Annotated in this window: 12 protein-coding genes; 5 read left to right on the top strand and 7 right to left on the bottom strand. The window is 67.7% G+C overall.

All coding sequences use genetic code 11. The features are described 5' to 3' along the window. Positions 1 to 351: ester cyclase (locus ACEN88_RS13930; protein ID WP_413340432.1), on the bottom strand; the 351-nt coding region annotated here is incomplete at its 3' end. Between the two features lie 76 nt (positions 352 to 427). On the opposite strand from ACEN88_RS13930, the gene soxR reads away from it, so the two are divergent. Then, the gene (soxR, locus tag ACEN88_RS13925; protein WP_413340430.1) at positions 428 to 931 is read left to right on the top strand and encodes a redox-sensitive transcriptional activator SoxR; all 504 of its coding nucleotides are present in this window, start codon (positions 428 to 430) and stop codon (positions 929 to 931) included. On the opposite strand, the gene ACEN88_RS13920 is transcribed toward soxR, so the two are convergent. Then, positions 876 to 1,175, bottom strand: coding sequence for a hypothetical protein (locus ACEN88_RS13920; RefSeq protein ID WP_413340429.1), 300 nt, complete (start codon positions 1,173 to 1,175; stop codon positions 876 to 878). The two genes, soxR and ACEN88_RS13920, sit on opposite strands and share 56 nt — an antisense overlap. 57 nt (positions 1,176 to 1,232) lie before the next feature. Further along, the gene (locus ACEN88_RS13915) at positions 1,233 to 1,667 is read right to left on the bottom strand and encodes a BCCT family transporter (protein ID WP_413340427.1); all 435 of its coding nucleotides are present in this window, start codon (positions 1,665 to 1,667) and stop codon (positions 1,233 to 1,235) included. Positions 1,668 to 1,905: 238 nt separating this feature from the next. On the opposite strand from ACEN88_RS13915, the gene ACEN88_RS13910 reads away from it, so the two are divergent. The 3 genes from ACEN88_RS13910 (at position 1,906) to ACEN88_RS13900 (ending at position 6,759) form a co-directional block, all read left to right on the top strand. Beyond that, on the top strand, positions 1,906 to 2,934 hold the full coding sequence (locus ACEN88_RS13910; RefSeq protein ID WP_413340425.1) for a LacI family DNA-binding transcriptional regulator: 1,029 nt from the start codon (positions 1,906 to 1,908) through the stop codon (positions 2,932 to 2,934). A 94-nt stretch (positions 2,935 to 3,028) separates the two neighbouring features. Further along, a complete protein-coding gene (locus tag ACEN88_RS13905) occupies positions 3,029 to 5,770 on the top strand; it encodes a TonB-dependent receptor (protein WP_413340423.1) in 2,742 nt (913 codons plus the stop codon). A gap of 8 nt (positions 5,771 to 5,778) precedes the next feature. Next, the gene (locus tag ACEN88_RS13900) at positions 5,779 to 6,759 is read left to right on the top strand and encodes a glycoside hydrolase family 43 protein (RefSeq protein ID WP_413340422.1); all 981 of its coding nucleotides are present in this window, start codon (positions 5,779 to 5,781) and stop codon (positions 6,757 to 6,759) included. Here ACEN88_RS13900 and kefC read toward each other — a convergent pair. Both kefC and ACEN88_RS13890 read right to left on the bottom strand, forming a co-directional pair. After that, positions 6,756 to 8,564 (bottom strand): glutathione-regulated potassium-efflux system protein KefC, encoded by a 1,809-nt coding sequence (gene kefC, locus ACEN88_RS13895; protein ID WP_413340420.1) that lies wholly within the window; start codon positions 8,562 to 8,564, stop codon positions 6,756 to 6,758. The two genes, ACEN88_RS13900 and kefC, sit on opposite strands and share 4 nt — an antisense overlap. Further along, the gene (locus ACEN88_RS13890) at positions 8,554 to 9,150 is read right to left on the bottom strand and encodes an NAD(P)H-dependent oxidoreductase (RefSeq protein ID WP_413340419.1); all 597 of its coding nucleotides are present in this window, start codon (positions 9,148 to 9,150) and stop codon (positions 8,554 to 8,556) included. The genes kefC and ACEN88_RS13890 overlap by 11 nt, the downstream gene beginning before the upstream one ends. 157 nt (positions 9,151 to 9,307) lie before the next feature. On the opposite strand from ACEN88_RS13890, the gene ACEN88_RS13885 reads away from it, so the two are divergent. Continuing rightward, a complete protein-coding gene (locus tag ACEN88_RS13885; protein ID WP_413340418.1) occupies positions 9,308 to 9,619 on the top strand; it encodes a hypothetical protein in 312 nt (103 codons plus the stop codon). A gap of 96 nt (positions 9,620 to 9,715) precedes the next feature. Here ACEN88_RS13885 and lpdA read toward each other — a convergent pair whose 3' ends face one another. Together lpdA and ACEN88_RS13875 are read right to left on the bottom strand one after the other, a co-directional pair. Beyond that, the gene (gene lpdA, locus ACEN88_RS13880; RefSeq protein WP_413340416.1) at positions 9,716 to 11,104 is read right to left on the bottom strand and encodes a dihydrolipoyl dehydrogenase; all 1,389 of its coding nucleotides are present in this window, start codon (positions 11,102 to 11,104) and stop codon (positions 9,716 to 9,718) included. Between the two features lie 4 nt (positions 11,105 to 11,108). Further along, positions 11,109 to 12,126, bottom strand: a 1,018-nt coding sequence (locus tag ACEN88_RS13875; RefSeq protein ID WP_413340414.1) for a dihydrolipoamide acetyltransferase family protein, incomplete at its 5' end; no start/stop codon positions are given.

The following is a 12,126-nucleotide window of genomic DNA, read 5'->3' as shown; positions in this document are numbered from 1 at the left end:
CTGCCCGTCGCGCAGCTGGTAGATCACATTGCCTTCCTGCGTCACCTCCGCGAGACTCGGCTTGATACCGACGAAGCGCCCGCCATGCATGGCGCGGAACGTCCAGCGGACGGCGACCTTGTCATCCTCGCTGAATATGTCGTGCAGTTCGAAGCGCACGCCCGGAAATCCCGTGAGCACGGCTTCGATGGTCGCGCGGAATTCGCGCGGCCCCCGTTCGCCGCGCGCGCCGACGAAGTCGGGGGCAATCAGGGACTCGAGCCGGTCCAGGTCGCGCCCGTTGATGCATTCTTCGTACAGCGTCCGGACCAGGGCCTTGTTCGTGGCGGCGGCATTCATGCGATCGTTCATGCGGTTCTCCTCGTGGTTGCGTTTCGATGCAAAGGAGTGTAGAACCTCAACTTAACTTGAGGTCAAGAGGATTTTGATGGCAAAGATAGACGCGGCCGACATCGGGCGGTCATTGACGGTGGGGGAGGTCGCGCGGCGCGCGGGCGTCGCAGCGTCGGCCCTTCATTTCTATGAATCGAAGGGACTGATCCGCAGCGTGCGCAGCAGCGGTGGCCAGCGGCGCTACGGGCGCGACGTGCTGCGGCGCGTGGCCGTCATCAAGGTCGCGCAGCGCATCGGCATCCCGCTCGCGTCGATCAGCGCGGCGCTGGCGTCGCTGCCGGAAGAGCGCACGCCGACGAAGGCCGACTGGACGCGCCTGTCCAGCCTGTGGCGGCGCGAGCTCGATGACCGCATCGAACAGCTCACCCGGCTGCGCGACCAGCTCGACGATTGCATCGGCTGCGGCTGCCTGTCGATCGAAGCGTGCCGGCTGCGCAATCCGCTGGATGAATTGTCGGAGCAGGGGAGCGGCCCGCAACTGATCAGGGCATCCTCCGCGCGTGACGGAACCGGGCATAGCGATTCAGGAGGTCGTTAATCAACTGTTCGTGCGTGTAGCCCGTGACGTCGTGCTGCTGGTCCCCTTCGGAACTGTAGGCCATGGCCCGGTAGTGACGCGTGTCGCCGTTCCTCTCCCCGGACTCGGACCACGCGGAATTTGGCGCACGGAAGCTGCGCACGCGTATCGTGTAGCGGAACGTGCCGCGGTCGCCGTGGGGCACGTTCAGGTCGATCCGGCGGTCGGTCCCGGTCAATTCCGGCGCCAGTCCGCTGTCCCGCATCTCCGCCGCCACCGCGCCGAGGGCCGCGCGTCCGGGTCCGCCGAGAAAGGCCGCGATCTACGACAGGTCGATCGCCGACCCTTCCGATTCCGACTGCAACGCGCGCAGCAGGCCGTAGCACATGAGCAGCATCACCACGGCGAACGGCAATGCGCTGACGAGGGCAGCCGTCTGGAGTGCCTGCAACCCGCCCGCCAGCAGCAGCATGGCGGCCATCAGGCCCGCGCACGCGGCCCAGAAGATACGTTGCCAGACAGGCGGATTCGGGGCGCCGCCGGAGGTGATCATGTCGACGACCAGCGCGCCCGAATCGGCGGACGTGACGAAAAAGGTAATCACGACCACGGTGGCGAGGCCGGACGCGAGCATCGACAGCGGTAGTTGCTCCAGCACTTCGAACAGGGCCACCGGGAGATTGTCGGCGACGGTCTGCACGATCGGCGCCGCGCCACCCAGGTCGAGCCGGATCGCAGTGTTCCCGAAGACGGTCATCCACCGGAACAGTTAGTGCTTGCTGAGCGGTCCGGGCAACCCGGGACTGTCATGGCTGGCGCCGGCAATAGGTGGCGCCGGCCGAGGCGGAGCGCTCGATGAGCGCGGCTGCGTTTAGGCTGAATTATAAGCACTTAGGTGCATTGGCACAAATGTGCTCAAATTTAATTCAACTACAACGAAGTAATAATTAGTGATAATGTTGTGCAACCGATGATCCCATGCGAAGACCTTTGACATGACCAGGCCCCGCCGACCCACGATGACCGACATCGCCAAGCTGGCCGGCGTGTCGCAATCGACGGTGTCGCTGGTCATCAACCACATGAGCGGCGCGAAAGTGTCGAAGGGCACGCGCGAGACCGTGCTCCGGATTGCGCGCGAGCTCGGCTACCCCGTCGAGCGGCACGCGCATCCGGCCGCGGCCCGGACCCGCAACCTGATCGTCTATCTCACCGACGAGCTGACGACGAGTCCGCACGCGATGCAGACCATCGACGGCGCCAAGGAGGCCGCCTGGGAGCAGGATTGCCTCGTCGCCGTGTTCGCGACGCGCGGCGATCCCGAGCTGGAAGCGGCCGTGTTCGCGCGCATGCTGGACCATCCGGCGCTGCTGGGCGTCATTTACTCCACCATTTTCACCCGCGCCGTGACGGTGCCGGCCGCGCTGGAGGCGACGCCGACCGTCCTGCTGAACTGCCATACGCGCGACCGAGGGCGGGCATCGGTCGTGCCGAGCGAACTGCTGGGCGGCTATACGGCGACCATGCACCTGATCGAGAACGGACACAGCCGCATTGGCTTCATCAACGGCGAACACTGGATCGAGGCGGCCGCCGAGCGCCTGAAGGGGTATCGGCAGGCGCTGTCGACGGCCGACATCCCATTCGATCCGGTCCTCGTGCGCGCGGGCGACTGGCAGGTCGCGGCGGGGTACGAGCACGCGCTGTCGCTGCTGGACCTGCCGCAGCGGCCGACCGCCTTGTTCTGCGCCAACGACCTGATGGCCATCGGCGCGCTGGACGCGGCCCGCGAACGCAAGCTGGCGGTGCCGCGCGACCTGTCCGTGGTCGGGTACGACGACCAGGATATCGCCCGCTACACTCACCCGCCGCTGACCACAGTGTTGTTACCAAACTACGAAATGGGCCGCTGGGCGGCCGATTCCCTCATCGCGCAATGCCGCGCGAACCATGCCTCGAAGGCCATCATCAAGATGGAATGCCCTCTGGTGGCACGCGATTCCGTAGCCCCGCCTATGCTGTAAAACCGCTCGAAAAGCGGGTTCAAGCGTGCGTCGGCTTGCCGACTTTTGCGTTAGCTTCCTGATAAAAATTATTACTAATTATGAGGAGAATCGCATGACCACGTTCCAGCTCCGGCCCGTGTGCGCGGCCATCCTTGCGCTGCTCGCCCAGGCCGCCAGCGCGCAAACCACCGACACGCAGTCCACCCCTGCGCCGGGCGCGCAAGTCCAGCAGGTCACCGTCACCGGCCTGCGCAGCAGCATCCGCAGCGCCGAGGCGATCAAGCGCGATTCCGTGCAGGTCGTCGACTCGATCAACGCGGAAGACATCGGCAAATTCCCCGACCGCGCCGCGGGCGACGCCCTGCAGCGGATCGCCGGCGTGCAGGTCGGCCGCGACCGGGGAGAAACCAGCCAGGTGATCATCCGCGGCCTTCCGGACGTCGTCACGACGCTGAACGGCATGGAATACTTCACGGGGAACGGCCGCCGCCTGCAGTACCAGGACCTGCCCGTGCAATCGATCGGCGGCCTGGACGTGTACAAGACGGCGACGCCGAACCAGCTCGAAGGCGGGATCGCGGGCGGCATCGACGTCCGGCTGCGCCAGCCGTTCGACCTGAAGGGCCGGAACGTGACGGGCTATGTGGAAGACCGCCGCCAGAAGGTGAGCGGGTCGGACGCGACGTCGACGAAGAACAATCCGGGCGCCGGCTTCTCGGCCAGCAACCGCTGGAACACGAGCTACGGCGAGATCGGTGCGCTGGTCGACGTGGCGTTCAACCGCGAGCACTGGGGCTATCCCGTGCAGTGGGTCGACCGTCCCGACCGCGTGCATTCGATCGATGCGAACGGCGTCGGCACGCGGCTGGGCGACGGTCCGCTCGCGCCATCGACGCCGGGCGCGCGCCTGGGCGAGCTGCCCAACGTGGGCGGCATCTACAACGCGGGCGACCGCGATCGCGGCAGCATCCACGGCGCCCTGCAGTGGAAGGTCAACCCGACGCTGGAAGCGAACGTGCAATACCTCGGCACGGGCTACCGCGCGCGCAGCGAAGTGGATTACATCCTCGCCATCACGACGTGGACGCCGCGCCTGACCAACGTGCAGCTGGCGCCGCAGGGCGCCTACTGCGACACGCCGGAAGGCGTCGTGTGCCCGATCCAGTCCGCGTACGCGCAGGCCGCGCAGTATGGCGGGCCGTACGACTGGGATCCGTACACGGCCACGTCGACGTGGGGCGTGAAGGAACACACGACGTCGCACTTCCTGAACCTCGGCCTGAACTACCGCGAGGGACCGTGGAAGGCGAGCTCCAACTTCGGCTGGACCAAGTCGACGTTCGTGAACGACACGGTGATCGTCGACCAGCAGATCCCCGGCGCCAGCGTCGGCGTCTACACGTACGGCGCGGACGGCCACGGCGGCTACAACAGCGTGAGCACGCCCACGAGCCCGAACGCCCTGCGCGACCCGCGCGCTTTCGTGCTGCGCGGGATGGTGCAGAACTGGGGCATCTCGAAGGGCGAGCAGGTGCAGTGGCGCGGCGACGTGTCGTACCGGCTCGGCGACGGCTTCTTCTCGGGCATTGACGCCGGCCTGCGCCTGTCGAACCGGCTCGCCAGCTTCCACGGCGCGGAAGGCCACAGCGACATCGCGGGGGCGGTGCGCGCGAACCCCGTCGACGCGTTCGGTCCCGGCTTCGAAGCGCTGGTGCCGGGCCTCGACCGGCTCGGCGGGCCGTGGCTGACGCCGTCGCGCGACTTCCTGATCGACCAGGCCGACACCGTACGCGCGTTCTACGGCGCTGCTCCGGGCCGCGTGCCGGACGATCCGACCCGCACCTTCGAGCAGCGCGAAGGCACGAACACCGTGTACCTCGCGGCGCGCTGGAAGACGAAGGCGGGCGACGTCGACCTGTCCGGCACGGTGGGCGGGCGCTACGTCCACGTGGCGCGCAACCTGAACGGCAACAGCCGCATCGGCGACGTGGTGACGCCGATCGCCGTGAACTCGACGGAAAACAACTTCCTGCCCAGCGTTGCGGCCGTCGTCGGCTGGCGCGAGAACCTGCAGTCCCACCTCGCGGTCGGCAAGACGATCACGCGGCCGGACTTCGTGTCGCTGAACCCGGCGCTGTCGCTGATCCCTCCGACCGTCAACGCGCCCGGCACCGGCTCGTCCGGCAACCCGAATTTGCGGCCGACGCGCTCCGTGAACACGGACGCCACGCTCGAATACTACTTCCCGAAAAACGGCTACGCACAGATCGCGCTATTCCACCGCGACATCGAGGGCTACCTGCAGAACATGGAGTCGAGCGAGGTCATCAACGGCCAGAACTATCGCGTGACGCGTCCGCAAAATTCCGGCAAGGGCGCGTTGCGCGGCGCGGAATTCGGCATCCAGAAGTTCTTCGACTTCCTGCCCGGCCCGTGGAGCAATTTCGGCGCGCAGTTCAACTACACGTGGATCGACGGCGACAACCAGACGCCCGTCTCGCCGACGAGCACGGAATACCGCACGACGGCGCTGACGAATGTCGCGAAGAAGAACTACAACTTCGCGCTGTTGTATGAAGGGAACGGCATCACGGGACGCCTGACCGCGACGCACCGCGGCAACTACGTCGAGCAGATCGCCGAGCCGCGCTTCTTCCAGGACCGCATCGTCAAGGCCAGCACGTACGTGGACCTGAGCGTGTCGTATGCGCTGAACAAGAACCTGTCGCTGCAATTCGACGCGATCAACCTCACGCACGAGAAGTACGAAAGCTATCTCGGCTCCGAGATCCGTCCGCGCGACATCCGCTACAACCCGACCACGTACGGCCTCGGGCTGCGCTTCTCGCTGTGAGCGTGCCCATGGCGAAGACGTATCGCAACCCGGTCTACCCGGACGTGTTCGCGGACCCGTTCGTGCTGCGCCACGACGGCGTGTATTACGCGTACGGCACGGCGCCGGGCGGCGCGGACGGGCGCCAGGTGCCGGTGCTGCGCTCGACGGATCTCGTCGAATGGGAACCGCTGGCCCACGCGCTGCTGCCGATCGGCGAGGCGCACTACTGGGCGCCGGAAGTCGCGAGCCACGGTGGCCGCTTCTACATGTACTACTCGGCCGGGTCGGCGCCGGAAGGCACGGACCAGAAGCTGCGCGTGGCCGTCGCCGACCACCCGGCCGGCCCGTTCGTCGACAGCGGCAAGCTGCTCGTGCCCGATCGACCGTTCGCCATCGACGCGCATCCGTTCCGTGCGGAGGACGGGCAGTGGTATCTGTTCTACTGCGCCGATTTCCTGGAACTGGAAGGCGGGTACCGCGTCGGCACGGGCATCGTCGTCGACCGGCTCGTCGACATGACGACGCTGGCGGGCGAACCGCGCGTCGTGGTCCGTCCGCACGAGGACTGGCACGTGTTCCGCAAGGGCCGCACGATGTACGGGGCCGTGTACGACTGGCACACGGTGGAGGGCGCGGCCGTGCTGCAGCACGACGGCCGCTACTATTGTTTCTACAGCGGCGGCGCGTGGGAGCGCGACAATTATGGCGTCAGCTGGGTCGTGGCGGACGATCCGCTCGGGCCGTACACGCGGCCGGAAGGCGGGCACGAAGCGCTGCTCATGCGTACGCCGAAAGGCGGGGACCTGCTGGGGCCGGGGCACAATTCGTTCACCACCGGGCCGGACGGCACGTCCACATGGATCGTGTACCACGCGTGGGACCTCGCGCAGACGGCGCGGCGCATGTGCATCGACCGGATCGACTGGGTGGACGGGAAGCCGTCCACGCCGGGGCCGACGTGGACGGACCAGCCGGCGCCGCAGGATGATGACGCGTCACGCGCTTAGTCCCAGTCGCTGCCGGTCTCCTCGTCGAACGCCTTGCGGTCGCGCGAAATCATGGCCTCGAGTTCCTCGCGCGCCTGCTTGGCCATCGACACGAACGTCTCGCGGTCCTTGTAATACGGATACACCGCATCGAGCGTCTGCTTGTTGTAGCGCCTGAATTTCAGCGCGGCCTGCCGCGTGGCGTACGCGCTCTGGCCCAGGCCCGCCGTCATCACGGAGCGGCCCAGCCGCAGCGCCGCTTCAAAGGTCTCGCGCTCGATCAGTTCCACGCCCCGGTCCATCAGCTGGTAGTAGTGCGTGACGTTGCGGGCGCGCGCGAACACGGGCAGGTCCGGATACTCGCGCCGCACGGCGTCCACGAGCTTCAGGCTGTCCTCGATGTCGTCGATGGCGACGACGACGGCTCTGGCCTTCGGCGCACCCGCGGCGCGCAGCAGGTCGGGCCGGGTCGCGTCGCCATAGAACACCTTGAAGCCGAAGTGGCGCAGCACCTCGATCTGGTCCGGGTCGTGGTCCAGCACCGTCAGGCGCACGTTGTTCGCGTGCAGGAAGCGGCCCACGATCTGGCCGAAGCGGCCGAAGCCCGCGACGATCACGTGGTCCTCGTTCGGCTCGATGCGGTCGGCCTTGCGCTTGCCGCCGCGGCCCTCGCGGCCGGCCGACAGGCGGTCGTAGGCCATCAGCGCGAGCGGCGTCACGACCATCGACAGCGCGACGACGACGACGAGGATGTTCGCCACGTCCGGCGAGAACACCTTTGCCGTCGCGGCCGCGCCGAACACGACGAACGCGAATTCGCCGCCCTGCGCGAGCAGAAGGGAAAACTGCAGGTGTTGGCCGCGCGCGATCTTCAGCCCGCGCGACAGGCCGTACAGCACGGCGATCTTGATGACCAGGAAGCCGGCGACGAGGCCCAGCACGAGGCCAGGCTGCGCGAGGAACACGGCGAAGTCGACGGACATGCCGACCGCGATGAAAAAGAGGCCGAGCAGCAGGCCCTTGAACGGTTCCAGGTCGGTCTCGAGCGCGTGGCGATATTCCGAGTCGGCCAGCAGCACGCCGGCCATGAAGGCGCCGAGGGCCATCGACATGCCCACCCACTGCATCAGCAGCGAGATCGCGATCACGAGCAGCAGCGCGAACGCGGTGAAGATTTCGCGGGCATCCGTCTTGGCGATGATGCGCAGCACGGGCCGGAGCAGGAAACGGCCCGCGACGACAAGACCCGCGAGCACGCCCGCGACCTTCAGCGCCGCGATCCACGCATTCCCGCCGCCACCGGCGGATTCCGGCACGCCCAGTAAAGGCACGATGGCGATCATCGGGATCGCGGCGATGTCCTGGAACAGCAGGATCGCGAAGCCGGCCTGGCCGGCCGGTGTCGGCATCAGGTTGCGTTCTTCCAGCGAGGCGAGGGCGATCGCGGTCGACGACAGCGACAGGCCCAGGCCCGCGATCAGCGCGATCTTCCAGTCGATGCCGGCCAATAGCGCGGCGCCGAACAGGCCGGCCGCGACCCCGAGCACCTGCGCGCCGCCCCAGCCGAAGATCGGCCGGCGCAGCGCCCACAGGCGGCTTGGTTCCAGCTCCAGGCCAATCAGGAACAGCAGGAGCACGACGCCGAATTCGGCGAAGTGCAGCGCGTCCTCGCCATCGGCGACGAAGCGCAGGCCGAACGGGCCGATGAGGATCCCGGCGACGAGATAGCCCAGCACGGCGCCCATGCCGAGACGCTTCGCGAGCGGGACGACCAGTACGGCGGCGCCGAGGTAGACGACCGCGTTTTGCAGCAGCTTATCTTCCATGACTTGCTCCATGCGGGCGCTCCCCCGATGTGGCCGCCAGCCCCGCATAGCCTTCGAGACGATGGCGGAATTCGCCAGCGAACGCGTCGATCGCTTCCGGCGTCGCCTGTGCGGCGCCGTGCATGACGAGCGGCGCGATCCAGTCCATGCCGCACAGGGCGGCCGTCGCTTCGTACGGCGCGAGGAAGTCGGCGAACGGCCGGCCGTGCAGGCCGCCGGGCTGGTAGGCGTCCGGACCGCTGCCCGTCGTCGTCACGAGCCAGAAGCTTTTCCCGCGCAGCGCGCACTCGCCCGTGTGGGCGTAATCGTTATAGGCCCAGCCGGGCTGCAGCACGACGTCCATCCATTCCTTGACGATGGACGGCATGCCATACCAGCGGAACGGGTGCAGGAACACGAGCAGGTGGGCGGCACGCAGCCGCTCGCGCTCCTGCTCGCCGTCGATATCGAAATCGGGATAGCGTTGGTACAGGTCGCACAGCTCGACGCCGGGCAGCGCCCGTGCCGTCTCGGCGAGGCGGCGGTGGACGGGCGAGCGGTGCGGCGCCGGGTGGGCGTAGATCACCAGGATGTTCGGTTCGTTCATTCGTCATTCATCAATTGCAACATCGTTTTATAGCATACAAGACATGCCTTGCGTCATTCTCGCCCGACATGTCCTACAAGCCAGCCGGGTGCGTGCCTATAGTGGGCGGATACGGGAGGATTATGATGGTCATCAACGCGAACGAATGGAGAATCCTATGTCCATGCAGAGCGAAGGCAACAACGCCAAAGGGCGCAACTACGACCAGGTGACGAAGGACGGCACGAGTTCCGCCGGCACGTTGGGCGCGGGCGGCACCGGCGCCGGTACGAATGCTCAGTCGGATACCGGCGGCAACCTGCAAAAAGGCAGGGCGGACGATTTGCTGAGCAATGATGCGGACCGCGACAGCGAAGGCTTCGTCGGCGAGGAAGCGGGTGAATTGCAGACCGGCCTCGGCGGCATCGGCAGCCTGAGCACCGGCAACGCGGGCAGCCGCCAGTCGGACGACGACAAGGCATCGGAGTAAGGCCCGGCGGGTCCGGGATCGGGGGCGCGCCAGCGGTCTGGTGCGCGGTACGGGCGAAAGGCGCCGGGGGCGACGCCGTTCGCCCGTGCGTTTTTGTCAGATGTGCAGCGCGTGGCCCAGTGCCCTCAGGGCCGCTTCCTGCACCGCCTCGCCCAACGTCGGATGAGCGTGGATCGTGCCCGCGACGTCCTCCAGCTGCGCACCCATCTCGATCGATTGCACGAACGCCGCAGACAGTTCCGACACCGCGCCGCCCACCGCCTGCCAGCCGACGATCACGTGATTGTCCTTGCGGGCGACCACGCGTACGAAGCCGTCCGTGGACTCCAGCGTCATCGCCCGGCCGTTGGCGGCGAACGGGAAGCTCGCGCCGATGCAATCCACGCCCAACCCAGCAGCTTCCTGCGGCGTCATGCCCACGACGACCACTTCCGGGTCCGTGAAGCAGACGGCGGGAGTCGCGCCTGGCGTGAAATGGCGGCGCTTGCCGGCGATGATCTCGGCCACCATCTCGCCCTGGGCCATCGCGCGGTGCGCGAGCATCGGCTCGCCCGTGAGGTCGCCGATGGCCCACACGTTGCGCATCGACGTGCGGCACTGGTTGTCGGTGCGGACATAGCGCCCGTTCATGTCGAGCAGCAGGCTCTCCAGGCCGTAGCCCGCCGTGCGCGGCCGCCGGCCGACGGCGACGAGCACGCGGTCCGCTTCCAGCACGACTTCCTCGCCGCCGCCATCCTTCATGCGGACGCCACGGCCGTCTTCCGCGAGGCCCAATACGCTCGATTCCAGGTGCAGGCCGATGCCCAGCCGCTTCAGGCTCGCCGCAACGGGCTTCACGAGTTCGTCGTCATAGGCGGGCAGCACGCGGCCGGCCGCTTCCACGACCGTCACCCGCGCACCCAGCTTGCGGTAGGCGATGCCCAGTTCCAGGCCGATGTACCCGGCGCCGACGACGACCAGGTGCTCGGGCAGGGTGCCGGGGGCGAGCGCTTCCGTCGACGACACGACGTTGCCGCCGAACGGCATGAACGGCAGTTCGACGGGCACGGAGCCGGTCGCGAGCAGCAGGTGTTCGCAATGGATCCGCAGGTCGCCCACCGCGACCGTCTTGCCGTCGAGGATGCGCGCCCAGCCTTGCGCGACTTTCACGCCATTCTTCTTCAGCAGCGCGCCGACGCCGCCCGTCAGGCGCTTGACGATGCCGTCCTTCCACGCGACCGTTTGCCTGACGTCGATGGTCGGCGCGCCCGTGCGGATGCCGAGCGGCGACTCGCCCGCGTAGCCGGCGGCCTGGTGGAAGGCGTCTGCCGCATGGATCAGCGCCTTGGACGGGATGCAGCCGATGTTCAGGCATGTGCCGCCCAGGTCCGCGCCTTCGACGAGCACGGTCGGGATGCCCAGTTGCCCGGCACGGATCGCGGCGACATAGCCGCCCGGGCCGCCGCCGATGACGAGGAGGGTGGTGTTCTCGGTATTGACCGTCATGCGCTCACTCCACGAACAGGGTGGCCGGCGACTCGAGATACGAGCGTACCGCCTGGATGAATTCCGCCGCCACCATGCCGTCGATGACGCGGTGGTCGAACGACGACGACAAATTCATCAGCTTGCGCGCCACCATGCCGCCATTCCTGATGACGGGCCGGTCGACGATGCGGTTCACGCCCACGATCGCCACTTCCGGGTGGTTGATGACGGGCGTGCTGACGATGCCGCCCAGCGCGCCCAGGCTCGTGATCGTGATCGTCGACCCGGACAACTCGTCTCGCGCCGCCTTGCCATGGCGCGCCGCATCCGCCAGCCGGGCGATCTCCGCCGCGCTGGCCCACGGATCGCGCGCTTCCGCATGGCGCACGACGGGCACCATCAGGCCGGCATCCGTCTGCGTCGCGATGCCCATGTGGACGGGCGCGTAGCGCGTCACCACGTTGGCCTGGTCGTCGTAGCGGGCGTTCACGTCGGGGAAGCGACGGATCGCGAGGACGACGGCGCGCATCAGCAGCGGCAGCAGGGTGATCTTGCCCCGCTCCTCGCCATAGCGCGCGTTCAGCTGGCCGCGCAGCGCTTCCAGCTCCGTCACGTCGACTTCCTCGACGTACGTGAAATGCGGGATCTGGCGCTTCGCCAGTTGCATCTTCTCCGCGATCTTGCGGCGCAGGCCGATCACGGGGACGGCTTCTTCTCCTTCCAGTTCCGCATAACGCCCGTCCGCGCCCGCAGCGCGGCCGCGCCCCGCCACATGCGCATCGAGGTCCGCGTGCGTGATGTGGCCCGCGGGGCCGCTGCCGGCCACGTATTGCAGCTCGATGCCCAGGTCCCACGCGCGCTTGCGGACGGCCGGCGCGGCCAGCGGTTTTTCACCCGCCGCGCGCAATGCAGGCGCAGGCGCGCGCGCGGGACGCGGCGGCGCCGCGCCGATGGCCCCCGCCGGCGCCGGTCGAGTATACACATCTCCCAGCCCACCAGACGGCGCGAGAGGGGGGATGGCGGGGTGGGGGTGTAAAAAA

The sequence above is a fragment of the Massilia sp. CT11-108 genome (assembly GCF_047302915.1).
Taxonomy (GTDB): domain Bacteria; phylum Pseudomonadota; class Gammaproteobacteria; order Burkholderiales; family Burkholderiaceae_D; genus Telluria; species Telluria orientalis.
This window is presented reverse-complemented; position numbering and strand designations above follow the sequence as displayed.

What these genes read in the sequence shown, in the direction of transcription:
- lpdA (WP_413340416.1), bottom strand. Translation starts at nt 11,104, where the DNA reads ATGACGGTCAATACCGAGAACACCACCCTCCTCGTCATCGGCGGCGGC.
- ACEN88_RS13905 (WP_413340423.1), top strand. Translation starts at nt 3,029, where the DNA reads ATGACCACGTTCCAGCTCCGGCCCGTGTGCGCGGCCATCCTTGCGCTG.
- ACEN88_RS13900 (WP_413340422.1), top strand. Translation starts at nt 5,779, where the DNA reads ATGGCGAAGACGTATCGCAACCCGGTCTACCCGGACGTGTTCGCGGAC.
- ACEN88_RS13890 (WP_413340419.1), bottom strand. Translation starts at nt 9,150, where the DNA reads ATGAACGAACCGAACATCCTGGTGATCTACGCCCACCCGGCGCCGCAC.
- ACEN88_RS13910 (WP_413340425.1), top strand. Translation starts at nt 1,906, where the DNA reads ATGACCAGGCCCCGCCGACCCACGATGACCGACATCGCCAAGCTGGCC.
- ACEN88_RS13915 (WP_413340427.1), bottom strand. Translation starts at nt 1,667, where the DNA reads ATGACCGTCTTCGGGAACACTGCGATCCGGCTCGACCTGGGTGGCGCG.
- kefC (WP_413340420.1), bottom strand. Translation starts at nt 8,564, where the DNA reads ATGGAAGATAAGCTGCTGCAAAACGCGGTCGTCTACCTCGGCGCCGCC.
- soxR (WP_413340430.1), top strand. Translation starts at nt 428, where the DNA reads ATGGCAAAGATAGACGCGGCCGACATCGGGCGGTCATTGACGGTGGGG.
- ACEN88_RS13920 (WP_413340429.1), bottom strand. Translation starts at nt 1,175, where the DNA reads ATGCGGGACAGCGGACTGGCGCCGGAATTGACCGGGACCGACCGCCGG.
- ACEN88_RS13885 (WP_413340418.1), top strand. Translation starts at nt 9,308, where the DNA reads ATGTCCATGCAGAGCGAAGGCAACAACGCCAAAGGGCGCAACTACGAC.